Here is a 25717-nt window from a genome sequence, read left to right as displayed (position 1 = left end):
TCGATTACACGATTGTCGGTTCCGCGGCACCTGCCCTGCGGGGAGGTTAACTCTTGACTGACCCACTCATGAGCCCGCCGATGAAGTACTTTCCCAGCACGATGTACACAATCAGTGTCGGCAGCGACGCAAGCAACGCGCCAGCCATAGCAGCACCATAATTAGCGAGCTGGGCGCCCTGAGCCAGATTGTTGAGCGACAGCGAGACCGGTCCGTCGTTCTGGTTCGAGAGGAACAGGGCGAACAAGAAGTCGTTCCAGGCCGACGTGAACTGCCAGATGATCGTCACAACAAAACCGGGAAGCGACAGCGGCAACACGATGCTGCCGAACGTGCGCAGCATCCCGGCGCCGTCCATCCGCGACGCTTCCATCAACTCGTGCGGAATGCCCGCGTAATAGTTGCGGAAGATCAGCGTACAGATCGGCAGACCATAAATGACGTGAACGATCAGCAGCGTGGAGATATCACTCGGCAGACCAAGGGACGTCTTCATCTGCACCAGCGGCGTCATGATCGCCTGGTAAGGAATGAACATTCCGAACAGGATGACGGTGAACACGATGTCTGCGTACGGGAATCGCCAGCGTGCCAGCACAAAACCGTTCATCGCCCCCAGGAACGACGAGATCAGCGCTGCGGGAATCGCCAACAAGAAGGTGCGACCGATGGATGCCGAAAGCGCATTCCAGGCGAGCGCCCAGTTGTCGAAACCGGTGGGTCCGCCCTCGAGCGCGGGCTCCCAGGGCCACCGAACGGGTAAGCCCCATGAGGTTGCCGGGTTGACATCCTGTGGTGGCTTCAGGCTCGTGACGATGAGTACGTACACGGGCATGAGCACGATGACGAGGAACAGTATGAGGAACACGTACTTTACGGTGCGACTCATTCGTTTGCGGTTGCGGAGTTCTGACTGCCCTGGCATCTCCGGCTGGGCTGAGGTTCTCGGCCTTTTTCCGAGTCCAGTGCCAACGCTCATCGCTGCTTCCTCTCTGCACGGGCCGTGTAGACCAAGTAGGGCACGATCAGCACGGCGACGAACAGCAACAGAATTGTCGCAATCGTTGCTGACTTTGCGTAGTCATTGGCGGTGAGGGCAACCCACAAATAGGTTGCGGGCACCTCGGTCTGGTAGATCGATTTCGTGATCGCCATGATCAGGTCAAATACCTTCAGCGACATGTGCCCGACGATAATGAGGGCGGAAAGTGCGACGGGGCTCAACTGGGGGAAGATCACGTAACGGTAGAGCTTCCACTCGGTTGCGCCATCCATGCGAGCGGCTTCACGCAGCTCTTCAGGAATGCCACGGAACCCCGAGAGGAAGAGTGCCATCACATAGCCGGCCAGCTGCCAGATCGCGGGAAGTGCGATTGCTGCCATGCCCCAACCTGGCTCATTCCACCAAGAGTTCTGAAGAAAACCGAGCCCGAGGTTCTCAAAGATCCGGTTCAATCCGGATGCACGATCACCCTCAGCGCTATTGAGCAACCAGCGCCACACAACACCGGATGCCACGAACGAGATCGCCATCGGGAACAAGAACACCGAGCGGAAGACACCCTCAGCGGTGACGCCCTTGTCGAGCATCCATGCCCATAGGAAGCCAAAAATCATTGTTCCTGCGATGAAGAACACGGTGAAAACACCGAGATTCTGCAGCGAATGAATGAAGCGCTCTTCGGCAAAGAGAGCGAAGTAGTTGTCGAGTCCAACGAACTCGGTTGCCGGAACCAGACTGTTCCGATTACTGAACGAGACCGCGACGTTTGCGCCGATCAAGCCATAGACGAATATCCCGATGACGATGATCGTCGGGGATACCAAGAGGAGCGGTGGCCCCCAGTTTTTGTACCCTTTTTTCACGCGCGAGCTCCTCGGTGTGCACGGTAGCGGGTGGGGGCATTACTGCCCCCACCCGCTAGCTCTCGTAGTGCTAGTTAGCCCTGAGCCTTGTCAGAAGCAGCGACGAGCCCGGAAAGCAACGAAGCTGCATCGCGGTCGGCACCGAACTTACCGATGGCCGAGGAGATGTCTCCCGACCATGCGATGCTCGCGGCTGCACCGTGGGCGAGTGAACTCACAACGGTGTCTTCGCCGAATGACTTGATCGCGGTCTGCTGGTATGCGGGGTAGTCAGCGGCAACCGTGTCGGTGCGTGCAGGGATCGAACCCTTGGCGAGGTTGAATGCCTTCTGGCCCTCTGCCGAGCTGATAGTCCTCAACCAGTTGGTTGCGGCCTGCTCGTGGGGAGCACCAACGGGGAGGGTGAACGAGTCAGCGAGGAAGTCGAAAACTCCGTCGGTTCCTGGTGTTGCCCAGGTGGTGTACTCGTTGTCGTAGGTCCAACCAGCCTGCTGGAATGCAGACTCGGCCCAGTCACCCATAACGTTATAGCCGGCGTTGCCGTCAAGAACGATCTGTGTTGCGGCATCCCAGTCAAGTCCGGCGAAGTCGCTATTCGTGTAGTCAAGAAGTTCGCCATAGTGGGCGATAGCGGTTTCAACGCCTGCGCCGTCCCACGCGGTGTCGCCGGTCCACAGTCCCGAGTAGCCTTCGGCACCGAGGTCTGCAATGAGAACGTTTTCGAAGAGCTGCATCTGGGTCCACTCGGTTCCGAGTGCGAGCGGGGTCTCTACGCCTGCGTCCTTGAGCTTCTTGAGATCTGAGATCCAGGCGTCGATGTCGGCGGGTGCTGCCATCGGGTCGATGCCGGCATCCTTCAGTACCTGGGTGTTGGCCCAGACGACGTTTGCACGGTGGATGTTGCTGGGCACGGAGTAGATTGCGCCGTCAACGGTGAGGCGCTCAAGGAGGCTCGCGGGGAAGACGTCGGAAAGCCCGTTCTCTTGGTAGAACGAGCTGAGGTCTTGAAGTTGACCGGCGTTGATGTAGTCCGTGAGCTCTGCTCCGGCGTGTGCCTGGAACGTGTCGGGCGGGTTGTCGGCTTCGAGGCGTGACGCCAACGCGGCCTTCGCGTTCGAACCGGCGCCGCCAGCCACAGACGCGTTGATGAACTCGTCATCGGGGTTCTGCTCTTGGAAAACCTTGACGAGAGCGTCGAGTCCGACCTTTTCGGATCCTGATGCCCACCAGGTGAATACCTCAACCTGGTTAGCATTTTCGGGGTCGGAGCTTGGGGTGCTTGAGCAGCCCGCCAGAACGAGGCCTAAGGCCACCGCCCCTGCGATAATGGAAAGTGGCTTACGCATTCTGTGTTCCTCCATTGGAAAGTGAGTGCTGTTCCGTTCAAGAAGTGAATCGGACGTAGCCCAGTAAACTTCCTCCGCCTTGGGTTTGACAAGTGAACGCAACCATTTTTCGCGAAATTGGATGATCACGATTTGGCAACAGCCTGCAGGAGTTGACGCACAGCCACGAGGGTTACGTCATGGTTGTGCCGCCCAAAACCGCGGAAATGCAAGGATTTTGGGCCAAAAATCGCCCACCATTCCGCGCAGATCGGCATCCGGATTGTCGTGAGCGCTAGCGTCGCTTGAACGTGGAGAAAATTCCGCGCAGAACCTCACGAACCACCGTTTGTCCAGTTCATGAACCCAACACGTCACCAAAAACATTCGGCGGCGTGCGCGTCGATGTGCGGGCGGTAGCGCGCGTCGACGTCTTCGCCGTGGGCTTTTTGTTCAAGTCCCGGAGCACACGGTCATACTCAGCCTGCACCTTTGCTCGCTCTTTCGCGGTGGCTTTCGCCGCCCTCTCCGCCTCGTTTGCAGCCTCGACAGCAGCATCCGCTTCCGCTGCGGCATTCAGCTTTACGGCCAAAATTTCTCGAGCAGACTCACGAACGACGGCGATGCCATACGTCGCCGTTAGCGGGGCTCGGGGAGGTCATTGAAGAGGTCGGCAAGCGGCAACCTCTCCTGGTCTGCGTAGTGGAAGATCAACCCTAGGCTTGACTCCTGAGTGTCATTGAGGCCCAACACCTTTGAGAGCAGCAGCGGGCCAAAGCTCGATACCGTCGCACGAATCGGAACACCCGTTCCCGTTGCGCCAGCAACCAGACCGTGACGGTTAAGCATCGCGACCGGGATGCGAACAGGTACGTCAGCGAGCACTCCACCGTTGACGAGTGCACCCATCTCGAGAACGTCTCCCTCAACGGCGTACCCAGCGCGAACTGCGGCCACTTCAGCGTCGTTGAGCGGGCCGTCTACCGTCGCTGACTTCGCCGCCGGGTTGGGTACCGCTGGGTTAGGTGCCGCCGGGTTCGACGTAGCAGTTGTGGCATCCACTGATGCTGCTTCGGCGGCCGTGAGCGCAGCCTGAGCTTCGGCTAGGGCCTTCTTGGCTGCTTCTAGTTACGCGGCGGCATCCGTCATGCGTCTGGAGCCTATGTAGTGGTGACCCCCAAGCACTCGTTTAGGCCACGATTTTCGCCTGCGGTTGACCAAACTCCTGGTTGCTTTCAGCCACTTTCGGCGGAGATCTTTCGTGCGAACGGCGCCCACAGAATCACCGCGACACCAACACCGATTAATGCACCGCCGATTGTGTCGCTGAGCCAATGTGCACCCAGATAGGTGCGGCTCAGAACCATCAAAATGGTGTAGATAACGCCAGCAATCCATACCCAACGGCGCTGCAACAGGATGATCAAAACAACCGCAAGCGTCGCAGAATTCGCCACATGCCCCGACGGGAATGAGCCAAGATCGGCTGTCACCAGAATCTCAGAGGGGCGCGCGCGTCCGAAGGTTGTCTTGAGTAACTGAACAACTCCAGCGCTGAGCGCGGATGCCGCAATGAAATACAGCGCCGCCCATCGTCGCTTGGCAATGAAGAAAGCAAGCGCGCCACCCAAAGGCACGACAAACACGCCAAACCATCCACCGCCAATGAAATTCATTACAAGCGCTGGCACAGTAAAGAGGTCAGCACGATTCTCAAGAAATTCGTCGAGCACAAGCTGATCGAGGCTTATTGGGCTGGTGCGAGTCGCGATCAGCACCCCGAGAAGAACGGCAAGGGTCAACGCTCCCACGCCGCTTATTAGCGGCCAGAACGCGGTGACACGACGAGCATTAGCGTGAGAGAGCTGTTGATCCACGCCTTCACGATAGCGCGCAAACCTCAAGAATTACCGATACAGAAGGATCACATCGGGCCCGCGCGTCCGTCAGATCGTGCTGGGCAGTGCTGTCTTAGCGCGAGAGAGCGGGCACCGAGCGTGGGCGCACCACGACCCACATCACGATAATCGAGACCGTCGCCGTGCACCCCATCACTATTCCCATCGGAATCGCGTTCGTGATGCCAAATGCTCCGACAATGGGCGAGGTGAGACCGGCAAGACCGAAGTTCACGGCTCCCAAGACGGATGCCGCGGTTGCTGCTTCTCCCCCGTGATTTGCCAGCGCGAGAACTTGCGTGCAAGGGAACGAGAAGCCACAGAACATAACGAACAGGAAGAGCGGTATGAGCACGGCGAACAGATCACCGTTCACAACATTCAAGTACACGATCGCGGATGCCGAGAGGAGCAACCCGATACCGGCGCCCGCGAGGATCCACTGTGGCCCGATATAGCGCATCAGGAATGCACTTGTTTGCACACCGACCACAATGCCGATCGAGTTGGCAGCGAACACGAGCCCAAAAGCTTGCGGATCGAGACCGTAAACGTTCTGCAGAAGGAAGGGAGAAGACGAGAGATACGCGAAGAGCCCGGAAAAGGTCATACCAGCGATGATGGCTGTGCCCACGAACACTCGGTCGGTGAAGAGAGCTTTGTAGCGATCCCGTGCGGTGGCGTGACCGAGATCCCGACGGCGAGACGGCGGCAGGGTTTCGACGATAAAGAACCAGGCGGCTAGGAGCACGAGGGCGCCATAGATCGCCAAGAATACAAACATTCCGCGCCAGGGGGTGATCAGCAGTAACTGCGAACCGATAAGCGGAGCCAAGATCGGTGCGAGACCCTGAACGAGCGCGAGCCTAGACAGCATCCGCACGAGCGGCAATCCTCCGAAGAGGTCACGCACAACAGCCATCGCTACTACAGCACCTGCCGCAGCACCCATCCCCTGCACCAGCCGAAAGACGAACAGCAACTCAATGTTGCCCGCGAGTGCTACTCCGAGGCTCGCCACTAAATGCACGCTGGTTGCCACAATAAGTGGAAGTCGTCGGCCTAAACGGTCACTCAGCGGACCGACAATGAGCTGGCCAAGCGCGAACCCCAGCGTCGTTGCTGTGAGAGTGAGCTGGACCACGGCAGCGGTGGTCTGCAGGTCAGCCTCGATGAGCGGGAAGGCAGGAAGATAGAGGTCAACGGTGAAAGGGCCAAGCGCGGTCAATGCGCCCAGCACGAGGACATAGACGAGACGCTGGCGTGCAGATAGCGAGTCACCAGGATGAACGACGGTAGTCAAACGAATCCTTGCTAGGAGATTGCCCATAGTGGGCGCGACAAAAAGAGAGTGCCCGCAACCCCGAGGACTAACCCAGCCTACGCCCGCTTAAGCGCCAACCACGATTTGCCGAAAAGTGGGCTCAGGGCGAAAACTCCGTAAACGGCGGCGGCACTCAACAGAACTGGTGCCAGCCCCCAAAGCTCGACCGCAGAGCCCGCGAGAAGGCTACCTAGCGGCATCCCCGCCGTAACCCCTGTGGTGAGCACTCCCAACACTCGTGCACGCAGCTCACGCGGAACCAACTTGTAAAGAGTCGAGGTTAGTAGCGGATTGATCGCTCCGGCAGCAAGGCCTGCGACTGCCATCGCCATCAGTAGGGTTGCTGGCGACACCATCGCGAACATCGCTAGGTATGGTACTGGTCCGGCGATGAGAAAGCCGCCAATCAGCAGCGCTCTCCGCGGCAGTCGATGCCCGACTTTGGCGAACGTAACGGCACCAACCACAGCACCACCGGCGAAACACCCCATAACGAGCCCGAACAGCGAACCGTCTTGCGTAACCGTGCGCGTAAAGACAGGGAACAGAACCAAGAATCCGGCGGCGTCTATCAGGTTCGTCACTACAACAAGAATGACAACGCTCCGGATGATCGGGGTTCGAGCCGCATACCGGACACCCTCCACGAACTCCGCCCACACGCTTGCCGGCGGCATCCCTTCCGGTGCCGTCGTTTCCGACGTCGCTGAGCGTGGCAATACAACACCGATCAGTACAGCAGAGACGGCGAAGGTGACAGCATCCGCGAACAGAGAGTTCAGAGCACCAATGGAAACCAGCAGAACGGAAGCAAGAGAGGCACCGATGAGCATCGCGGAGCGCGAAATCGCTGAGCTTGCTGCGGTCGCGCGCGTCAATTGCACGTCGCCCTTAGCAGCTAAGTCGGGCACCAGCGCCTCTTTCGCCGTGCGCCCTGGAGTGTCGAGAAGCCCGCTGAGGAAGACAAGAAGCAGCAAGACGCTGAAAGACATACCGATGGTGAGGGCCAACAGCGGTATCGCAAGCACTGTTACCCCGCTCGCGACATCGGCGACGACTGCTGCCCGCCGAAAGCCGAATCGGTCGACGAGCACACCGCCAAGTGCACCACCGATAATCATTGGCACTGTTGCGAAGGCTCCGGCCACTCCGGTCGCGGCTACCGAGCCTGTGAGTTGAAGTACATAGAGAGGCACAACGATCACCGTTACCGCGTTCCCCACCAATGAAAGTCCGTGTGCGCTGAGCAGAACAATCAGCGGCCAGGCAGCCAACCGGCTACCGCCGACTGGCGATAGTTCTCTCCGCTCACTCAGCGTGCTCACGGTCGTCTGAACGCTTGGGCGATCAGGTACACCCCCTGCGCATCCGCTCGCGTGCGGTCACTGCATTCGTGCCATTTGCTGAGAACGGCTTCGAGTTCTGCCGTCGCCGTCGCTAGTTCGGTGGCAGTTAGAAAGGCTGTGACATCTGAGGCTCCTGCTGCACCTTCCCATTCTGCGGGCAGTTCCCGCTCCCGCTCCACCGCGCGATGCATCTCGGTTGCCAAGATATCAATCGACTGATGGCGCAGCTGATTGTTGGCCTCTCTAAACTCTGGGGAGGCTCCTGGCTCCACAGCGCCCAATTCTGTGAACTCGTGGCTCGCCCTCCACCAAGTTTCACGGCGATCGCCTGAGGTGTTGTCAACGAGTTCGATAAAGCCACTGGAGGCGAGTGCTTTCAAGTGGTAGCTCACGGTGCCGGCGGACTCCCCGACCTCACCAGCGAGCATGCCAACGGTGGCTGGGCTGGTGATGCGGAGCTCAGCTAATAGCTTCATCCGCAACGGATGTGCGAGGGCTCGCATCCGTTTGATGCTGTCGAGGAGAATTGAGCTTGCTGCGGATGCCGCGCGGTCTTCGGTCATGCATTCATAGTATTTATACAAGAACAATTGTGCAATGGTTCTTGTATAAAAATGCTGCGCAATTTTTTAGTCGGTGCGGTTTTGCTCCGCGTACAGCCGCGAGTACACCCCACCTCGTTCGAGCAGTTCCGCGTGAGTTCCCCGCTCCACAATCGATCCAGCGTCAACAACGAAGATCACGTCGGCTGAGCGCACGGTCGAGAGCCGGTGCGCTACCGCGATCGTCGTCCGACCTCTCGATGCTGTGTCTAGCGCCCCCTGAACGGTGCGTTCCGAGATGGAGTCCAGCGCACTTGTGGCTTCATCGAGAATGAGTACACTCGGGTCTTTGAGGAGCACGCGCGCAATGGCGATCCGTTGTTTCTCGCCACCCGACAATCGATAACCTCGCTCGCCCACAATCGTCGCGTAGCCGTCAGGGAACGACATGATTGTTTCGTGGATGTTGGCCGCACGGGCTGCGGCCTCCAGTTGCTCAACACTCGCATCGGGCCGCGCGTAGGAGAGGTTCTCGCCAATGCTCGCGTGAAAGAGGTACGTTTCCTGGCTAACGATGCCGATGTTTTTGATCAAGGAGTCTTGCGATAGGTCGCGCACGTCATCCCCTGCAAACATCACGCGCCCCTCACTCGCCTCGTGCAGTCTCGGGATCAGGTAGGAAACCGTTGTCTTGCCTGCACCTGAGGGCCCCACGAAAGCGGCATACTGGCCGGGCTCGATCGAAAAATTCACCGACTGAAGCGTCGCCTTAGTGGATGCGTCGGCATCGGGATAGCGGAACGTCACGTTGTCGAATGCGACCGCTCCCAGCGCGGCTTTTCGTACCGGTCGAGCGTCTGGCTTATCTGTGATGGCTGGTGTGAGGTCGAGGTACTCGAAAATTCGGGCAAAAAGCGCGGATGAGGTTTGAAGGTCGAGCGCAACCCGCATGAGACCCAGCAGCGGAAACATCAATCGCGCCTGCACCGTCGTGAACGCAACGATCGTTCCTGCTGTGACGTCGACGCCACCAGTAATAAGGTACGCGGCGACAACGTAGACGATCGCGGGAATGATCGACAGGAAGATGTTTACTGTGGCAAAGAACCATTGGCCGCTCATTTGCTGACGTACCTGCAGGTCAACCTGCAGGTCGTTCTCTTGCGCGTAACGTTCAGTCTCCACGGTTTGCTGGTTGAAGCTTTTGGAGAGCAGGATGCCAGAGACGCTGAGCGACTCTTGCGTAATCGCAGTCATGTTGCTGAGAGACTCTTGGGTCTTGGTGGCTATCCGCGCACGAATTTGGCCGACTCGGCGTTGTGCCACCACGATTCCGGGGAGTACGACAACGGCAACGATGGTGAGTTGCCAGCTCAGCACAAGCATGCTGATGAATGCGGCGATGACGGTCACCGTGTTTCCGATGACACTCGAGACGGTGTTGTTAAGCACGCCAGCAACACCGCCGACGTCGTTCTGGAGCCGTGACTGGATGACTCCCGTCTTGGTTCGCGTAAAGAACGCGAGTTCCATCCGCTGCAATTGATCAAATAGTCGCACGCGCAGTGCGCCCATCACTTTGTTACCGACGGTCGCGGTGAGATATGTCTGCCAGACGCCAAGTGCGGCCGAAGCGATCCATAGTCCCACCATAATGCTGACGAGCTGCAGGAGGATCGGGATGTTGGGGTCGCTATCCGGGGGAAATAGGCCCTCGTCGAATGCGCGCTTGGTGAGCAGCGGCGGGAGCACGCTGATTGCTGCACCGATCAGCACGAGGGTGATCGTGAGACCGAGCGTGGCGCGGTGAGGTTCAAAGAGTTGGGCGATCCGACGAAGCAGGTTGGGGATCTTGGGTGCTGCGGCGTTCTCTGCTTTTTGAGCCGAATAGTCGCCGCCACTAACTCGGCCGCCGCGTCGGGCGCCACCTACTGTGCTCATAGTTCGAGACTAGTTCGCCGTTTCTTCGTTAACGGCCAATCGCACAGCGCCTGAGTGCGCTGTGCGAGAAACCGTAGAGGGAAGTTCGGCGAGCAACCGAAGTTGCCCGCCGAACAGTCGGGATCAGCCTTTGCGAACTACCGAACGTCGTCGCGCAATGCTGAACCCTACGAGCACCAATCCGAGCTGCAGGAACCCGAGTCCAGCGAGTGTCGGAGCGATAGTGCTCGAGCCTGTGAATGCCAGGGTGGGCAGGTCAATCGAGGTAACTGTTGTTGGTGGGCCGTCAGGCGGTAGCGGGAGGGTGGGCAGGTCAATCGGAGGATCCGTTGTTGGTGGCTCCTCGGGCGGTAGCGGGAAGGTGGGCAGATCGCACTCTTCCAGCGTGATGTCACTCTCCGCGCGCAGCGTCTGAGCTGCGTTCACAATGGAAACGGTATAGGCCACTCCATTGGGAACTCCGGTAAAGGTGAGCGCGAGCGTCGGTAGGTCAGCTTCGAAGGTGATCGGTACGACCCCTTCGACAGCATCGTCACCGAGCTTGGTAACTACTGAAACTGTGTAGGTCTGACCAACAACCAGGTCGGATGCCAGCACGGCGATGCTTGACGCACCAAGAACGTTGCATTCGGTCTGGCTGATCATGACGATCGGGTCATCAGGGCAGGCAGCGAGGTGAATATCTGTTGCTGCGATTACGGTCGGGTTCGACTTCGTGTCGGTGACGAGCACCCGGTAGGTGTTGTCTGGCGCAAGTGCATCGAACCTGAACGACTTCGCATCGGCAGTGCTCGAATCAAGCGACTGCGCCGCGGCGACAACCACGTTGTCACGCATGAGCGTCACGGTGTAGTCGCGGCCTACGGCGAAGCTCGAGACCGTTGCGGTCAGCGCCGAAGTGCCGCCAGGAGCCGTGCACTGTTCGGCTGCAAGCTCAATTGTCGTCTCGTTAGTTGCACACGGGTGCAGCGTTACCGTCGCGCTGGCAGTGTTGCTAGGGAGCAGAACGTCGGTGATTGTTGCCGTGTAATTGCCTTCAGCAAGGTTCGCCAACTCAGCGTCATAGCGGTCAGCCGTTGCAACGAAGTTGTTCAGCGTGAGAACCGGTGTGTTCGCTGGATCGGTCACGATCACGCTATAGGCGCGGCCAGGAACGAGCCCCTCAACAGCAACCACGATTTTGCCTTGGGCCTCGGCCGAGAGCACGTTGCACTGCGTAGCAGTAAGCGTCGGCTTGACGAGTAGCTCAGGGCACGGGAGGAAGGCGTGCGTCGCACTCGTGAGCGGCACCGCATTGGCCACACTTGTGTCTACGACGGTTGCGAAGTAGCTAGCCGAAGGCGTCGCTGCGGAGTTATAGGCACCTGTTGCCGCGTTGGCGACGAAAGTGTGGGTATCGACGACTGCGTTCGAGCTCGCGTTGACCACATCGATGCGGTATTCACGGCCGACAACGAGATTGCTGAGGTTCACTTTGATCGATGCACCTTCACCAGGAACGGTGCACTCGGTGGCCGTGATCGCAATGCCCGACACTTCAGGGCATGGAACCGAGGTGACGGTCTTGCTTGCCGTCAGATCGCGGTTGGTCGTGTCGGTGATCGTTACGGTGTAGCTAGGTCCAGCCGCTGTTTCCTTCCAAGTGAAGCTTCCCTTGGTCTGCGTTGGTGTGTAGCTCGAGGTCGTCGTTCCGCTTGCGCCACCGGCGAGGGTTACCTCGTACTTGCGGTCAGCAACGAGATTTGTAAACGTCGCGGTGATGTCAGTCGAACCACCGGGAACGTCGCAGCGAGGGGCGGTGACATCGATGATGCTCTGCGACACGCACGGCGTGGACGTCTTGGTCCACGCGCGGTTCCAACTGCTGTGAGTCGGGTTGTTCCAGGCCGTCACCGATGCGGTGAAAGTGTAAGCAGCCGTCGAGCTCGGGAACGCGAAGAAGTGAGACCCATTCTTGCTGAACGGGATGATCTGCTGTTCACCGCCGGCAAGCTGGAACTTGATGAGATTTTGCTGACCTTCGCCTGACCCGCTCGCTTCGTAGTAGAGGCCGGTAACCGTGACACCCTCGCACGAAACCGAAATGCTCGGAGTGTGTGCCTCAGCGGCAGAAGATACGGAAACGACGGCGAGACCGGAGCCGGCGACCAGCGCGAGCGCAACGATTGCGGCGATGCCTCGGGTGTCTCTCAACGACCAACGCTTGCTTGGTTGTCCAGTGGACTTATCGAATCGGGGGGTTCGATTTGCGGCGCGCCAACGCGCCTTAAAGTTGTTCACTCGGGGTTTCGCTCTCGGGTAGCGAGCGACGCGGAAATATTCGAACCTGACGCGCAGGGGACGCATCAGACCGGCGGGGAATTCCGGGTGCTCTATCGGGTGGTGTCACACGTTCGGGGTCAGTAGTGCAACGTGCCCATTATGGGGGGTTCCGTGGAACAAACGCAAGCCAGACACGCTGTGGGGGCTAGTCTTATTACTCTCGCGTTACCCACCCGACCAGGCGAGAACCACGAACTCATCGAGACGATCGTTTCGAAGAGGGGGTAGAAGATGGCGACAGCCGATGTGAGAACGCTTGAGCGCGCCTTCGGTGCGGCTCACTCTGATGAAAGCTTTGCGCTCGCGCTCAACGAGCTCAGCACCGTCTGGCCGCAACTCGCGGGCACTGCCGGCTGCCTCATCCGCCAACTACTCGATTCCACTCCCTCAAGCTTGTGGCATAGCGATCCGTGGCTAGTGACCTGCTACGCAGCAAGTTTCCGGTCGGTGGAGGCTGCCGACCGGTCGGCAGCGCTTCCCTATTTTGAGGCGGCGTCTGCGCTGCTCAGCCCCGCAACACCGGCGATAGTGCGGGCAACACATCACGTGCATCATGCCGCCGCGTTGCGGTCTCTGGGGCGCCTAGACGATGCCCTCGCATCAATCACGATCGCTAGCTCGATCGCGGAGGGCCCCGATGTCATCCCCCTTGCCAAGCGCATCCCCCTCAGCGCCGAAATAGCATTGCACCGTGGCGCAATCCTTTTGCACACCGGTGATTTCGACCGCGCCAAGGCGGACTATCGCTTGGCCGGGTCACTCGCAGAAAAAAATCTGAGTGTCGCCGACCAACTCGATGTGTTTGGCGGCCTTGCGCTCATCCAGTTCTTGCTCGGAGACTTTGAGCACGCATTGAGCTATGTTTCACGCGCGGAGTCGACGGGCGCAAGCCCTGCCCTGCGCCGCAGCCGATTCAACGCACCTGCGCTGCTCACCGAGTTGCTCATCACCGTGAACCAGCGAGGGGCGGATGCCGCAGAGGGAAAGATTTCCGTTCTGCAGTCGTCGATCATCGAATCCGACTGGGAGCCTCTAGGGCTCTACGCGCAGGCATACGTTGAGCTATTCGCCGGGAATCCGCACGAGGGTCTCGATCAGTTACGTGCCTCGCTCCACTCTCTAGATGAATGGCAACCACTAAGTTTCGTGGACACCGAGATTGGTGGATTGCGCGCCGCAGCGTTCTTGCAGCTTGGCGACTCTGGCGCTGCGTGGGATGTGCTGGCGCACCTAACCCCCACACAGCATCACACGGTATGCCCCAGTCGTCTCGTGGCTCATCTGCGCTTTGTCACTGGAGACTATCGAGGAACGCTTGACGCCCTCCGCGATTGCGAACTTCTCGGTGACGCGCATTCCGCACGAACGCTCGCTGACGTGTTCCTCATTAAGGCGGCAGCGAATCTGAATCTCGGCAATGATGAGAAGTCGGATGTCGCATTCGATCGGTCGCTGCGCCTCGTCACCCGCAATCGTCTGCACAGCCCATTCAGGCTCGTGCCAAGCGAAACCGTACAGTTAATGCTCACGCGCGCGGCAACTCGCAGTCAGCCGCTAGCGGTAGGCACCCTCGTCAAGCGCCTCGATGGACTGACGGTTGTTCTTCGCCCGCAGGATTCTCTGTCGCTGAGCGATCGCGAGAGAGCGATCGCACGGGAACTCGTGCGTGGCAGCAGTTCCGCCGAGATCGCGGTGTCACTCTTCATTTCGGTCAATACCGTCAAGTCGCACCTCAAGAACATCTACCGGAAACTTGGTGTAACGTCGCGCACCGAAGCGATTCACAAATCGCGTGAGTTGGGGCTTCAAGTCGAGATCACCCGCGACTAACCCGGCAATCACCCATAGCGGTGTTGCCGAGGTAGTTTCGCCTCGATACATTTGGTAGACCACTTCCGCTGGCCCGTACTTCTTTACGCGCCCAGCGGTTCTCGTGCCGTAATTCCGCCTCCGGAATCTGATCCCCGGTGTCGACGGAATCGGCACGTTGGTGGGGCGCTCGGCTGGTTACCAGGCGCCCCACCTCTCTCCCTAATGCTCACCTTCGTGCGTGCGCTGATACCGAGATTCTCGCGATTTCCGCGAGGTGGCCTTCTTGTGAAGGTATTTAACGCAGTATGGCGCCACCCCGAAGGGTGACGCCATACTGACCGAGCAAGCCTCTAGTGAGGCTGGATACTACTTAAGGGTTACGGTTGCGCCGGCTTCTTCAAGAGCAGCCTTTGCCTTCTCCGCGGTCTCCTTGTTTGCACCCTCGAGTACAACGCTGGGAGCGCTATCAACGACTGCCTTCGCTTCGCCGAGGCCAAGGCTCGTAAGGGTACGTACCTCTTTGATGACCTGGATCTTCTTCTCGCCAGCTGACTCGAGAACGACGTCGAATGAGTCCTTCTCTTCAACTTCTTCAGCGGCACCAGCAGCAGGTGCAGCAGCTGCAGCAGCAACCGGAGCAGCAGCGGTGACCTCGAAGACCTCTTCGAACTTCTTAACGAAGTCGCTGAGCTCGATGAGGGTCAGTTCCTTGAAGGCCTCGATGAGGTCGTCGCTTGACATTTTCGCCATGATTTTCTCCTATATTTCTTAAGCTAATTAACCCGCGCGTTACTGCGCGGAATCCTGCTTCTCGCGCAGCGCGTCGACCGTGCGAACGGCCTGAGCGAGCGGTGCGTTGAACAGATACGCGGCGCCGAACAGTGAAGCCTTTGCTGCTCCAGCAAACTTCGCAAGGAGCACCTCCCGGCTTTCCAGGTCGGCCAGCTTGGTGACCTCTGCTGCGGTGAGCGCGTTACCGTCAAAGTAACCACCCTTCACCACGAGAAGAGGGTTTGCCTTGGCAAAGTCACGCATAGCCTTCGCAACAGTGACTGGGTCACCGTGTACGAATGCGATTGCAGAAGGACCAACAAGTTCCTCGTCGAATGACGAGATCCCTGCGGCATTTGCTGCAATCTTTGTCAGCGTGTTCTTCACCACGGCGTATGTTGCGTGCTCACTGATTGACTTGCGCAGCGTCTTGAGCTGGGCAACAGTGAGTCCGCGATACTCGGTTAGCAGAACGGCGGTCGAGCTGCGGAAAAGTTCCGTCATCTCGGCGACCGATGCTTCCTTGTTCGCCATGGTGCTCCCTACTGGTTGATGTGTGTCTGCCTCAGAGCCGCACGGAAGGGTAAAGAGTGGCTGGAAACAAAAAAGCTCCGGCCCTACTGCACAAACGCAGAGGCACGGAGCTGAGTTCCGACCAGATCTGGCCGAAAATCTACTTCACACACCTGCGCTGGCCTTCGTTTTCACGAACTTCGATCACACACACTCTCGCGCATGCAAACAACCGGCGGTCTTTGGCTTCGGTAAGACTACGGTATCGGGAGGATTGCTGCAAATTGACGGGGATGCCGGCTACCGCGTCGCCCCGGTGATGAGCCAACGATTTCCGCGCGCGCGCAGCCCCAAGGTCACCGCTCGTGCACCGATGTACCCGAGGCCGAACGCGAACCACAGTGACACCAGGGCTGGTACAGCGGTGAGCTCTGCGGCCGCGACCCACCAGAGCAGTGGCACGTACACGGCCAAATTGATGAGCCCGGTGAGCGCAAGATAGCGGGCATCCCCCGCACCGATCAGCACCCCATCAAGAACGAATACAAATCCAGCTACGGGGATGCCGAGGGCGAGTACGGGCAGAAGTGCAGCCAACCCTGTGCGAACATCTGGTTCGGAACTGAAGACAAATCCGGCCCACGGCGACATCACCAGAACCGCAAGGCCAAGGAGCACCCCGCTGCCGACACCCAGTTCGATGAGCCTCCGAGTGATTGCGCGTGCGCGCGGAACATCGCTTGCACCAAGCTCCTTGCCAATCATCGCTTGACCGGCAATCGCGAGGGCGTCGAGCACGAACGCGAGGGTGGCAAAAATAGTCAGAGCGATCTGTACGGTTGCAAGTTCTGGCACTCCGAAGCCGGTCGCTACAGCGATCGTCGCGAGCATCGCGGCCCGCAGTGACGCGGTGCGCAGCAGCAGCCAGGCTCCGGCGTGCCCCGCCACCAACATTCCACCGAGGTGCGGCCGCAGCCGTGCGCCCTCACGGCGCGCAATGACAATGAGCATCACGATGTAGGCAAACGCCATTCCCCAACTTGCGACGACCGTGCCGATCGCGGAGCCAGCGAGCCCCCATCCGAATCCATAAATGAACAGCACGTTGAGCACAGCGTTGGCGGCGAATCCGGCAACAGCCACGACGAGTGGGGTTCGGGTGTCTTGGAGACCTCGCAGGAGTCCGGATGCCGCGAAGGTGATGAGCATCGCTGGCAGACCGAGTATGGAGATTGAGAGGTACTGGTTGGCGTATTCGACGATGCTGGCATCCGCGCGAAAGAGGCTAATGAGCCACGGCGTCGCGGGAATGCCGGAGATGACGAGCAGCACTCCCAAACCGATGGCGAGCCAGACCCCGTCGACACCTGCCGCGACCGCCCGCGCACGATTGCCGACACCTAGCCAGCGCGCTACTGCTGGAGTGGTGGAGTATGCGAGAAAGATGAGTAGCCCAACCGCGGTTTGCAGCACGGCGCTTGCGACACTAAGCCCACCCAATTGCTCGCTGCCGAGGTGACCAACAAGCGCAGTATCGGTGAGCAGAAAAACGGGCTCAGCGACAAGGGCACCCAGCGCGGGAAGTGCCAACCGCCGGATGTCGTGATCAAGCGGCGAGCGCAACAAACTCACAGTTGGCTAGTCTACCGACGACTCTGTCGCACTAGGCGACTCTGACGCCACCGGCTTCGCAGGCGCCGGCTTCGACGCGGCAGGTTTCTTGGGTGCGGGCTTCTTGGGTGCGGGCTTCTTGGCCAGCGGCTTTGCCCCTGCCGAGGGGCTGGATACTGGCTTCTTTGTTGCCGAGGTGCTGGTCGCTGGCTTCTTCGTGGCAGGCTTGGTCGTCGCGGGCTTGGTCGTCGCGGGCTTGGTAGTTGCAGGCTTGGTCGTGGCAGGCGTCTTCTTTGCCGGCGCTTTCTTGGGAGTAGCGGGCTTCGCGGCTGGTGACTTCGCCGTCGCCACCTTCTCCTCATCCACAGGCTTCGCGGCTGTTCCCGGTTCTGTGGCCGTTGTTTCAGCAGGAGCGACCGCGGCCGCATCCACGTCAGGCGTTGCTGGCACTTCAGGCGCAGCGGTGTCAGCGGCGACATCGGTCACTGTGGGTTCAGCGTTGCGGGATTCAGCGTCTCGGGATTCGGCGTTGTGGGGTTCAGCGTCGTGCTTGACATCGTCGTGCTTGACATCGTCGTGAACGTCGGTAGCTGTTTCGCCCTCGCCCTCGCCCTCACCCGCTGCTTGCCGTGCGCGTCGTTCGCGCACCTGACCAATGATCGTGGGAACGAGGAGGGCAAGCAGCAGCACCACTGCGGTGGTAGCGATCAGCACGACCGACTGCACGGAACCCTGGTCCGGCTGGGGGGTCGGTTCGACGACGTCAACGACGCGGGTCGTGAGCATGGGCTGGTATTGGGCGAGGGTGGTCTCTTCTGCGATTCCGCTGTCGCCACGAACGAGGGGAATGATTGACCCGTCGCTGAGACTGAACCATGCACCCGTCTCAGGCTCAAATACGAGGGTCGCGTCGGTGTTGATGTCATCGAGGGCGAGCGCTATGCCAGGGCTGCGGATGAAGTCAATCATTTCTGGCTCGACCGTTGCCGGATCGATTCCGATCATCGCGATCCCGACAGGCTCGTCACCAATAAGAACAGGAACCTTCCAGCGGTTCACATACTGCACGGGAGTCTCAATGGATTGCCCCGAGTGGTATGCATCTGACCACAGAAAAATGCGGTCAATTTCGCCAAGCTCGATGCCCTCCGAGAAATCAAGACCGTCGCCGCGCTGGTCGACACCAAAGTACTCTTCGAGCTCAAGGATGAGTCCATCGTCGGCCATCGCGAACGCAGAGACGTCTGGCGGAATCGACCCGGTGGATGCCGCGGCCCCGGCAGCAGGGATAAACGCTACGATCGCGAATAGTGTCGCCGCTGCCGCAACTGACCACCGACGATAAAGACTCGACGGGGACGCATTATCGGTTCGTCCAGCTCGCATGCGCCTAGTCTGCCAGTACCGCGACCCATTCGATGACGTGACGCGTGCCAACGACGCACTTGGTAGCGCTGAATTGGAGTTTCTGCGCGGTGGGCGCAGAAGACCGTTGCAGACGCGAGAGAATAGTGAGGTGACTATGCAGCCGGAACTCGATCTATGGGAGCCGGTTGCGCCCAATCACCGTGACCGGGTTGTCGCCCATGCCGAGGATCGGGTTGCTTGGCTTCGTGCTCGAAGCCGTGGCGTGACTGCAACGGATGCCGCCCGCCTAGCAACCGAACAATCCTTGCGCGGGCTGGTCGAAAGCAAACTTCTCGGCTCCGGTTTCAGCGGTAACGCGTTCACCGATCATGGGCGCCTCCGGGAGCCGGAGATCGCACGGTGGGTGCTGTCCCAGCACGGCATCCAGTCCAGTTCGGCGCTGTATCACGCGCATGATCAGCCGCTCCATCTTGCGACCCCTGACGGTGTTGCAATGGTCGATGGGGCAGTTGTGTTGTCAGAGATCAAGACCACGCACAAGGCGTGGCGCAGCATCCCGCGCTCGTACCTACGTCAGGTGTGGTGGCAGCAATACGTTCTGGGAGCGGATCGCACATTAGTGGTGTGGGAACAGCACGACGATTTCGTGCCGGTGCATGGCGAGCCGAAATTCCTGTGGGTTGAACGCGACGAAGACCAGATTCATGCGCTGGTGGGTCTCGCCGATCGGCTGCTCGACCTCATGCGCGCACCCTAGGTAGTCGATTCTCGCGAACTAGCTGACGCTGGCCAGTTCGCTCGCTCGGCCACGTCCCAGTTTTCGCGTGGCGATCACAGTACCGAGAATCATGAGCCAGGCAATCGCGATAGTGGTTGCCACAAACTCGAGACGGCTTCCGAGCGCAACCTGAAAACGGAAGAGCGAGAAGAGACCGCCGGTGCCGGCAATGACTGCGACAGCAATTGCCGTGATGAGGGACATGCGGGCGAGCACTCGATGTTCCCGCGCGAACGATGTCTGAATCATGGCCCAGCATGCTGCCGCAAATGCGATCACAGCAGCGAGAGTGTGCGTGAAGTCCTGCCAAGTGAAGGTGGGACCGTAGGGCAACGGGCACCCGGACGTGCAGGTCACCTGTGAGGCGAGAAGGAAGAATCCGCAACCCACCCACAACGACAGCGCAGGCGAGCCGAGCACGAGCAGTGGGGGCCAGGCCCGAACACGTCGAGCAGACCACGCAACTGCGGATCCGCCGCCCACAATCAACAGCAGTGCGATCTCAAACGCTGCGGCAGTGGGTTCACCCTCAGCGCCGAGTTCGCTGACATAGAGCTCGCGCGGAACCGCGAGCCGCGACATCCAAATGAGGACAAGTGCGACACCAACGGCGATGCTGCCGGCGACCGCCGCATAGCCTTCAAGCGCCGCGAGAGCAATCTGCTGCGGCGCAACTGCGGTCATCGCTTCAACGCTCGCAGGCGCGAGGTCAACGATGCGGGCATTCCACAATCGTAGGGCACGACGACGACGCAGCAATAGCGAAAACAGAGCCCTTTAAGCCTTGTCGTCGAGAAGCAGCTCACGAACGTAGTCGTCTTCCCACCGCTCCCCTACGAGAAACTTCTTGGTGCCAGCGAGTCGAAAACCCATCTTCTCGTAGAAACGATTTGCCCGAATGTTCTCCTGATTGACGCCGAGCCACATAGCGGCGAATCCCTGAGAACGTGACCGCACCATACCGTCAACGATCAGAGCACGCGCAACTCCCGTGCCATGAAAGTTGCTGAGAACATAACATTTGCTGAGTTCGATCGTTGGTCGCACAGTGAGCGCATTCGCAACATCCGGATCACTCGGTTCGTCGCTGCAGAACAGAACGTAACCTGCGGGCTGACTATCGACTTCGCCAATCAGAATTTCGCGGGTCTTGTCGTTGAGGTAGCCACGAAATGACGACACCGAGAGGTGCTGTGTGATGAACTCGGCTATCGCCTCGGGCGTGGTCGTTGGAGGGCACGCGAGCGGGAACGTCTGGAGTGCTAGATCATGCAAGAGTTCAGCATCAGAGAGCAGAGCAGGGCGAACGGTGACAATCACGATGATCTCCTCGGGGATGTGAAAACGGGGGCCAGCAGACGCTGACCCCCGTTCACTGCGGCAGTACTAGATCGAGTTGACGTCGACCGGGATGCCAGGACCAAAGGTCGTGGAGACGGTTGCCTTGGTGATGTAGCGACCCTTCGAAGAGCTGGGCTTGGCACGAAGAACTTCTTCGAGCGCTGCCTTGATGTTCTCGTCGAGCTGCTCGGCGGTGAATGCCGTCTTGCCGACAATGAAGTGCACGTTGGAGTGCTTGTCGACACGGAATTCGATCTTTCCGCCCTTGATGTCAGAAACAGCCTTAGCGGTGTCTGGCGTAACCGTTCCGGTCTTCGGGTTAGGCATGAGGCCACGAGGGCCAAGAACCTTACCCAAACGACCAACCTGACCCATGAGCTCAGGGGTCGAGACGGCTGCGTCGAAGCTGGTGTAACCCGCAGCGACCTTCTCGATGAGCTCTGCGCCACCGACCTCGTCAGCGCCAGCAGCAAGAGCTGCCTCGGCTGCAGGACCGGTCGCAAAAACGATAACGCGTGCCGTCTTACCCGTGCCGTGAGGCAGGATAACGGTGCCACGAACCATCTGGTCAGCCTTGCGAGGGTCTACGCCCAGGCGAAGAGCAACCTCAACGGTGGAGTCGAACTTCTTCGAACCCGTCTCGCGAGCAACAGTAACAGCCTCAGTGGGCGTGTAGAACTTACCCTCTTCAAGCTTGTCGGCGGCGGCCTTGTATGCCTTGGAATTCTTGGACATTATGCCTCCACCGTGATTCCCATCGAACGAGCAGTGCCCGCGATGATCTTCATTGCGCCGTCGATGTCGTTGGCGTTGAGGTCAGCCATCTTCTGCTCGGCGATCGTGCGTACTTGGTCTTTTGTGAGCTTCGCAACCTTGACGGTGTGCGGCGTGCCCGATCCCTTAGGAACTCCAGCAGCCTTCTTGATGAGCTCTGCTGCCGGCGGGGTCTTGAGGATGAACGTGAATGAACGGTCCTCGTACACAGTGATCTCTACCGGGATAACGTTTCCACGCTGTGCCTCGGTCGCGGCGTTGTACGCCTTGCAGAACTCCATGATGTTAACGCCGTGCTGACCCAGCGCAGGCCCGATGGGCGGTGCGGGGTTGGCGGCGCCGGCTTGGATCTGAAGCTTAATCAGACCTGTAACCTTCTTTTTCGGTGCCATTGTGTTTCCTTTACTGTACGAACTGACCCGTGTGGCCAGCTCTCCCGCACCCCTGAAGGCGCGGTGGTTTTTTAGGAGCGTTAGCCCTTAAAGCTTGGTGACCTGATCGAAGCTGAGCTCGACCGGGGTCTCACGCTCGAAGAGCGAAACCAGAACGATGAGTTTTCCGCTATCCGCCTTGATCTCGCTGATCGAACCGGGCAGGCCCGCGAACGAACCTTCCTTGATGGTGATGGTCTCACCGATCTCGAAGTCAATCTCGGCAGGAATGGAACGCGCAGCAGTCTTGCCCTTGGTCGACGAACCCTTGGTTGCGGGCGCTTCGACGATCTCAACAAGGCTCTTCAGCATGTTGAAAGCTTCTTCAAAGCGCAGCGGTACCGGGTTGTGCGCGTTGCCAACGAAGCCAGTAACTCCTGGGGTGTGACGAACAACTGACCAGCTGTCTTCGTTGAGCTCCATGCGAACCAGGACGTAACCAGGGATGCGAACGCGGTTGACAAGCTTTCGCTGGCCGTTCTTGATTTCGACAACATCTTCCATGGGCACCTCGACCTGGAAAACATAATCTTCCATAGCCATCGATACCTTACGGTTCTCCATGTTGTGCTTGACGCGCTTCTCGAACCCGGCGTAGGAGTGGATGACGTACCACTTGCCCGGCTGAAGACGCAGATCCATGCGGAACTCGGCGTACGGGTCAACCTCAGCCTCTTCGCCTTCAGCAGTCTCAGCATCATCAGATGCTTCGTCGTCAGTGGCAGCCACAGATGCGTCAGCCTCGGCCGCATCATCAATGTCAAGTGCGTCGTCTACCGCAGCATCGGCTTCGGGGTCGACTGCAGCATCCAGAGCCTCAAGGAGGCCAGCAAGATCGGCGTCGACATCAGTCGAGCTGCCTTCAACGTGCATTGCCTGGTGCTCGGCGGAGTCTTCAGAACGCTCTGCCTCAGCCAGGGTGTTACCCGTCTGCGCCTCATCCTCCTCGGAGGACTGCTCTGCTGCCGTAGCGAGCTCGGAGTCTTCGCGGTGGTTCTCGGACACTAAATCTCTTTTCGTTGCTCTGCAGTTCGGCTTGTAGCCGTTGCGGTTTGTGAAGGGCGGTCGGTGAAGGTTTAGACCACTAGTTCAGGGTTACCAAACAGGAAGTTGACCAACGCGCTAAACCCGAAATCAAGTCCGGAAACGATGGCCATCATGATGACAACGAACACAAGAACGACCAGCGTGAAGCTGATTAGTTCACGCCTTGTCGGCGTTACAACCTTCTTGAGTTCATTAATTACTTGACGGATGAAGAGTGCCATGCGCCCGAAGGGTCCACGACGTTGCTCGCTGTCCTTCTTCGCCTTGGCGACGACGTCCTCGCTGGGCTCGTCTACGACTTTCTTGGCCACTCTTATTTACCTTCCGATACTTCGGCTTGCTCGGCCCGGGCCGTGAAAGACGGATCGGGACTTGCAGGGCGGACAGGACTCGAACCTGCAACCTGCGGTTTTGGAGACCGCTGCTCTACCAATTGAGCCACCACCCTCTGCAAGAGACCTGAATCTCTCGCCCCACACCCTCGCAGATCTACTCTCACGAAGTGAGGAGCAGGCGCGCGAAAGTATGGCAGTTTTCAACTACTTCTTCCAGTGTACGTCATCCGGAGCGCTCATCAAATGCGAGGTCCGGCCCCCACGTCGTCGCACCTCCATTGTCCCTCGCATTGTGCCCCAGCGTGAGCGCGAACGGAGCCTGTACGCGGCCTGAAATCTCTGGGCACAGCCACGCGTGAAGCCCTAGACTTGACCGGTGACTTCACCTCGCCTCTCTGCCAGAATTTCCGCCATCGCCGAGTCGGCCACCCTCAAAGTGGACGCAAAAGCCAAGTCGCTTCTCGCCTCAGGCCGCCCCATCATCAGCTATGCGGCAGGTGAACCCGATTTCGCGACGCCCGCGAACATTGTGGATGCGGCATCCCGAGCAGTGCTCGACCCCAAGAATCACCGTTACACACCAGCAGCAGGCCTACCCGAACTGCGGGAAGCGATCGCGGCGAAGACCCTGCGCGACAGCGGCCTCGAGGTCGGAATTAACCAGGTGGTCGTCACCAACGGTGGCAAGCAGGCCGTCTACCAAGCATTCGCGACCCTCGTTGACCAGGGCGACGACGTGATCGTTCCTACCCCGTACTGGACCACCTACCCCGAAGCAATAAAGCTCGCCGGTGGCACCATGGTCGAAGTCTTCGCCGGTGCCGACCAAGGTTACCTTGTGACGGTTGAGCAGCTTGAAGCTGCCCGTACCGAGAACACCAAGGTGCTGCTCTTCGTCTCGCCCTCAAACCCCACCGGTGCCGTCTACTCCCCCGAGCAAACCAAAGCCATCGGTGAGTGGGCTCTCGAGCACGGTATCTGGGTGATCAGTGATGACATCTACCAAAACCTCGTCTACGACGGAGTTCGTGCCGTCTCCATCGTTGAAGCTGTTCCGGCGCTCGCCGACACCACGATCCTCGTGAACGGTGTCGCCAAAAGCTACTCGATGACCGGCTGGCGCCTTGGCTGGATGGTGGGCCCCGTCGACGCCATGAAGGGGGCCGCGAACCTGCAGTCGCACCTCACGAGCAACGTCTCCAACATTTCGCAGCGCGCTGCCATCGAAGCCCTCACCGGCCCGCAAGATGCCGTTGAAGAAATGCGTCTCGCCTTCGATCGTCGCCGCAAGCTCATGGTCTCCGAACTCAACAAGATTGAGGGCGTGAATTGCCCGACACCTCAAGGTGCGTTCTACGTGTACCCGGATGTCTCGGGTCTGCTCAACCGCGAATGGGGCGGAGTCACCCCGACCACTAGCCTCGAACTCGCCGACCTGATTCTCGACCAAGCCGAGGTTGCTGTAGTGCCCGGCGAAGCATTCGGACCCAGCGGCTACCTGCGCCTCTCGTACGCCCTCGGCGACGACGCACTCCTCGAAGGCGTGAAGCGGTTGCAAAAACTCTTTAGCTAACTAAGCCGCCGAAGTTTCGGTGGAGGATCCAATGGACATCACCCCGCCGCGCGACGCCGCGGCCGCCGCCGGCAGACTGCGCGCAGCGCTCACTTCTGCACCCGCCTCAGCTCGATTGCAGGCTGCAATGTCAGCCGGAACACATCCGCGCCCGGAATACATTGAGCCGCTCCTCGCACGCTGCGCGATTGAACCCGACCTCAACGTTCGCGAGACACTCACGTGGGCACTGATGCGGCATCCGGCCTCGGAGACCGTTCCGCTGCTGATCGACGAAGTGCACTCAGAGAATGCGCAAGCCCGCAGTCAGGCATTGCACACGCTTTCGAAGATCGGTGACCCTCGTGGATGGGTGGCCATCACGCCGGAAGTTCTGAACGACGCCGATGATCAGGTAGCCCGCACAGCGTGGCGGGTTGCCGTAGTGCTCGTGCCGGAAGGCAGCGAGTTAGCGTTATCCGCCGCGTTAGTGCACCACCTCAGTCGTGGTGATCGCGACGTACAGCTCAGCCTTAGTCGCGCTCTGGTCGCCTTGGAAGACGCTGCGACACCGTTGCTTGAAGCAGCTGCCGCAGACGGTGACACCCGCCGACGCGTTCATGCAACCGCGACCCTGTTGCTTCGCGAATCCCCCGATGAAGGTTTCGACGCTGCGCTCTTCGACGCCGAACTGAGAGTGATGTTGGCGGATGCTGCGGAGATCGGAGCTGAGGGTGAATCTGAGCCGGGAGCTGGGCCTGAATCTGATGCCGAGCCCGAGCCTGGCAGCGACTGAGCCCTAGCGGCCCGGCTGCTCGCC

General features: G+C 59.5%; 25 protein-coding genes and 1 tRNA gene. 4 read left to right on the top strand and 22 right to left on the bottom strand.

What is annotated here, in order from left to right; translation table 11 throughout:
* Nucleotides 1-46 precede the first annotated feature (46 nt).
* The 11 genes from AADH44_RS02520 to AADH44_RS02470 all read right to left on the bottom strand — a co-directional run bounded on the left by AADH44_RS02520 (nt 47) and on the right by AADH44_RS02470 (nt 12435).
* The gene (locus AADH44_RS02520; RefSeq protein WP_341953876.1) at nt 47-979 is read right to left on the bottom strand and encodes a carbohydrate ABC transporter permease; all 933 of its coding nucleotides are present in this window, start codon (nt 977-979) and stop codon (nt 47-49) included.
* Nucleotides 976-1866, bottom strand: a complete 891-nt coding sequence (locus AADH44_RS02515) for a sugar ABC transporter permease (RefSeq protein ID WP_341953875.1) — start codon at nt 1864-1866, stop codon at nt 976-978. The genes AADH44_RS02520 and AADH44_RS02515 overlap by 4 nt, the downstream gene beginning before the upstream one ends.
* 74 nt (nt 1867-1940) lie before the next feature.
* The gene (locus AADH44_RS02510; protein ID WP_341953873.1) at nt 1941-3212 is read right to left on the bottom strand and encodes an ABC transporter substrate-binding protein; all 1272 of its coding nucleotides are present in this window, start codon (nt 3210-3212) and stop codon (nt 1941-1943) included.
* Between the two features lie 337 nt (nt 3213-3549).
* Entirely contained in the window at nt 3550-3783 is a 234-nt protein-coding gene (locus AADH44_RS02505) for a hypothetical protein (protein ID WP_341953872.1), read from the bottom strand.
* 47 nt (nt 3784-3830) lie between these two features.
* Entirely contained in the window at nt 3831-4253 is a 423-nt protein-coding gene (locus tag AADH44_RS02500) for a helicase HerA-like domain-containing protein (RefSeq protein WP_341953870.1), read from the bottom strand.
* A 173-nt stretch (nt 4254-4426) separates the two neighbouring features.
* On the bottom strand, nt 4427-5068 hold the full coding sequence (locus tag AADH44_RS02495; protein ID WP_341953869.1) for a phosphatase PAP2 family protein: 642 nt from the start codon (nt 5066-5068) through the stop codon (nt 4427-4429).
* A 94-nt stretch (nt 5069-5162) separates the two neighbouring features.
* On the bottom strand, nt 5163-6392 hold the full coding sequence (locus AADH44_RS02490; protein ID WP_341953868.1) for a multidrug effflux MFS transporter: 1230 nt from the start codon (nt 6390-6392) through the stop codon (nt 5163-5165).
* Nucleotides 6393-6469: 77 nt separating this feature from the next.
* Entirely contained in the window at nt 6470-7738 is a 1269-nt protein-coding gene (locus tag AADH44_RS02485) for an MFS transporter (protein WP_341953867.1), read from the bottom strand.
* On the bottom strand, nt 7735-8322 hold the full coding sequence (locus AADH44_RS02480; protein ID WP_341953864.1) for a helix-turn-helix domain-containing protein: 588 nt from the start codon (nt 8320-8322) through the stop codon (nt 7735-7737). Before AADH44_RS02480 ends, AADH44_RS02485 begins: the two co-directional genes overlap by 4 nt.
* A 66-nt stretch (nt 8323-8388) precedes the next feature.
* On the bottom strand, nt 8389-10242 hold the full coding sequence (locus tag AADH44_RS02475) for an ABC transporter ATP-binding protein (protein WP_341953863.1): 1854 nt from the start codon (nt 10240-10242) through the stop codon (nt 8389-8391).
* A 123-nt stretch (nt 10243-10365) separates the two neighbouring features.
* Nucleotides 10366-12435 (bottom strand): RTX toxin, encoded by a 2070-nt coding sequence (locus AADH44_RS02470; RefSeq protein ID WP_341953862.1) that lies wholly within the window; start codon nt 12433-12435, stop codon nt 10366-10368.
* Nucleotides 12436-12795: 360 nt separating this feature from the next.
* On the opposite strand from AADH44_RS02470, the gene AADH44_RS02465 reads away from it, so the two are divergent.
* On the top strand, nt 12796-14394 hold the full coding sequence (locus AADH44_RS02465; protein WP_341953861.1) for a LuxR C-terminal-related transcriptional regulator: 1599 nt from the start codon (nt 12796-12798) through the stop codon (nt 14392-14394).
* A gap of 348 nt (nt 14395-14742) precedes the next feature.
* Here AADH44_RS02465 and rplL read toward each other — a convergent pair whose 3' ends face one another.
* The 4 genes from rplL to AADH44_RS02445 form a co-directional block, all read right to left on the bottom strand.
* Nucleotides 14743-15126, bottom strand: a complete 384-nt coding sequence (gene rplL / locus AADH44_RS02460; RefSeq protein WP_341953860.1) for a 50S ribosomal protein L7/L12 — start codon at nt 15124-15126, stop codon at nt 14743-14745.
* A gap of 39 nt (nt 15127-15165) precedes the next feature.
* Nucleotides 15166-15681 (bottom strand): 50S ribosomal protein L10, encoded by a 516-nt coding sequence (rplJ, locus tag AADH44_RS02455; protein ID WP_341953858.1) that lies wholly within the window; start codon nt 15679-15681, stop codon nt 15166-15168.
* A 279-nt stretch (nt 15682-15960) separates the two neighbouring features.
* On the bottom strand, nt 15961-17292 hold the full coding sequence (locus tag AADH44_RS02450) for an MATE family efflux transporter (protein WP_341953857.1): 1332 nt from the start codon (nt 17290-17292) through the stop codon (nt 15961-15963).
* A 6-nt stretch (nt 17293-17298) separates the two neighbouring features.
* Entirely contained in the window at nt 17299-18657 is a 1359-nt protein-coding gene (locus AADH44_RS02445) for a hypothetical protein (protein WP_341953856.1), read from the bottom strand.
* A gap of 136 nt (nt 18658-18793) precedes the next feature.
* On the opposite strand from AADH44_RS02445, the gene AADH44_RS02440 reads away from it, so the two are divergent.
* On the top strand, nt 18794-19396 hold the full coding sequence (locus AADH44_RS02440) for a YqaJ viral recombinase family protein (RefSeq protein WP_341955035.1): 603 nt from the start codon (nt 18794-18796) through the stop codon (nt 19394-19396).
* A gap of 18 nt (nt 19397-19414) precedes the next feature.
* Here the strand turns inward: AADH44_RS02440 and AADH44_RS02435 are convergent, their stop codons facing one another.
* The 7 genes from AADH44_RS02435 to AADH44_RS02405 form a co-directional block, all read right to left on the bottom strand.
* The gene (locus AADH44_RS02435; protein WP_341953855.1) at nt 19415-20101 is read right to left on the bottom strand and encodes a DUF998 domain-containing protein; all 687 of its coding nucleotides are present in this window, start codon (nt 20099-20101) and stop codon (nt 19415-19417) included.
* A gap of 93 nt (nt 20102-20194) precedes the next feature.
* Nucleotides 20195-20737: an N-acetyltransferase gene (locus AADH44_RS02430; protein WP_341953854.1), complete on the bottom strand. Its 543-nt coding sequence runs from the start codon at nt 20735-20737 to the stop codon at nt 20195-20197.
* Between the two features lie 66 nt (nt 20738-20803).
* The gene (gene rplA / locus AADH44_RS02425; RefSeq protein WP_341953852.1) at nt 20804-21493 is read right to left on the bottom strand and encodes a 50S ribosomal protein L1; all 690 of its coding nucleotides are present in this window, start codon (nt 21491-21493) and stop codon (nt 20804-20806) included.
* On the bottom strand, nt 21493-21924 hold the full coding sequence (rplK, locus tag AADH44_RS02420; protein ID WP_341953850.1) for a 50S ribosomal protein L11: 432 nt from the start codon (nt 21922-21924) through the stop codon (nt 21493-21495). Before rplK ends, rplA begins: the two co-directional genes overlap by 1 nt.
* An 87-nt stretch (nt 21925-22011) precedes the next feature.
* Complete coding sequence (nusG, locus tag AADH44_RS02415; RefSeq protein WP_341953849.1) at nt 22012-22968, bottom strand: transcription termination/antitermination protein NusG; 957 nt, start codon at nt 22966-22968, stop codon at nt 22012-22014.
* Nucleotides 22969-23039: 71 nt separating this feature from the next.
* The gene (gene secE, locus AADH44_RS02410) at nt 23040-23321 is read right to left on the bottom strand and encodes a preprotein translocase subunit SecE (protein ID WP_341953848.1); all 282 of its coding nucleotides are present in this window, start codon (nt 23319-23321) and stop codon (nt 23040-23042) included.
* Nucleotides 23322-23385: 64 nt separating this feature from the next.
* Nucleotides 23386-23458 (bottom strand) — tRNA-Trp (locus AADH44_RS02405).
* Between the two features lie 263 nt (nt 23459-23721).
* Between AADH44_RS02405 and AADH44_RS02400 the strand changes: the two genes are divergently transcribed.
* Entirely contained in the window at nt 23722-24918 is a 1197-nt protein-coding gene (locus AADH44_RS02400) for a pyridoxal phosphate-dependent aminotransferase (protein WP_341953847.1), read from the top strand.
* Nucleotides 24919-24949: 31 nt separating this feature from the next.
* Entirely contained in the window at nt 24950-25693 is a 744-nt protein-coding gene (locus tag AADH44_RS02395) for a HEAT repeat domain-containing protein (protein ID WP_341953846.1), read from the top strand.
* The last annotated feature ends 24 nt before the right edge of the window (nt 25694-25717 follow it).

Source organism: Salinibacterium sp. TMP30, from assembly GCF_038397785.1.
In the GTDB taxonomy this organism is placed as follows: domain Bacteria; phylum Actinomycetota; class Actinomycetes; order Actinomycetales; family Microbacteriaceae; genus Rhodoglobus.
The sequence above is the reverse complement of the archived record's forward strand: the minus strand, read 5'-3'. Positions and strand labels throughout refer to the sequence as shown.

Coding starts and splice junctions, on each gene's coding strand:
- AADH44_RS02440 (WP_341955035.1), top strand. CDS start 18,794: ATGCAGCCGGAACTCGATCTATGGGAGCCGGTTGCGCCCAATCACCGT.
- AADH44_RS02465 (WP_341953861.1), top strand. CDS start 12,796: ATGGCGACAGCCGATGTGAGAACGCTTGAGCGCGCCTTCGGTGCGGCT.
- rplL (WP_341953860.1), bottom strand. CDS start 15,126: ATGGCGAAAATGTCAAGCGACGACCTCATCGAGGCCTTCAAGGAACTG.
- AADH44_RS02480 (WP_341953864.1), bottom strand. CDS start 8,322: ATGACCGAAGACCGCGCGGCATCCGCAGCAAGCTCAATTCTCCTCGAC.
- rplK (WP_341953850.1), bottom strand. CDS start 21,924: ATGGCACCGAAAAAGAAGGTTACAGGTCTGATTAAGCTTCAGATCCAA.
- AADH44_RS02395 (WP_341953846.1), top strand. CDS start 24,950: ATGGACATCACCCCGCCGCGCGACGCCGCGGCCGCCGCCGGCAGACTG.
- AADH44_RS02445 (WP_341953856.1), bottom strand. CDS start 18,657: ATGCGAGCTGGACGAACCGATAATGCGTCCCCGTCGAGTCTTTATCGT.
- AADH44_RS02435 (WP_341953855.1), bottom strand. CDS start 20,101: ATGACCGCAGTTGCGCCGCAGCAGATTGCTCTCGCGGCGCTTGAAGGC.
- AADH44_RS02475 (WP_341953863.1), bottom strand. CDS start 10,242: ATGAGCACAGTAGGTGGCGCCCGACGCGGCGGCCGAGTTAGTGGCGGC.
- rplJ (WP_341953858.1), bottom strand. CDS start 15,681: ATGGCGAACAAGGAAGCATCGGTCGCCGAGATGACGGAACTTTTCCGC.
- AADH44_RS02520 (WP_341953876.1), bottom strand. CDS start 979: ATGAGCGTTGGCACTGGACTCGGAAAAAGGCCGAGAACCTCAGCCCAG.
- rplA (WP_341953852.1), bottom strand. CDS start 21,493: ATGTCCAAGAATTCCAAGGCATACAAGGCCGCCGCCGACAAGCTTGAA.
- AADH44_RS02510 (WP_341953873.1), bottom strand. CDS start 3,212: ATGCGTAAGCCACTTTCCATTATCGCAGGGGCGGTGGCCTTAGGCCTC.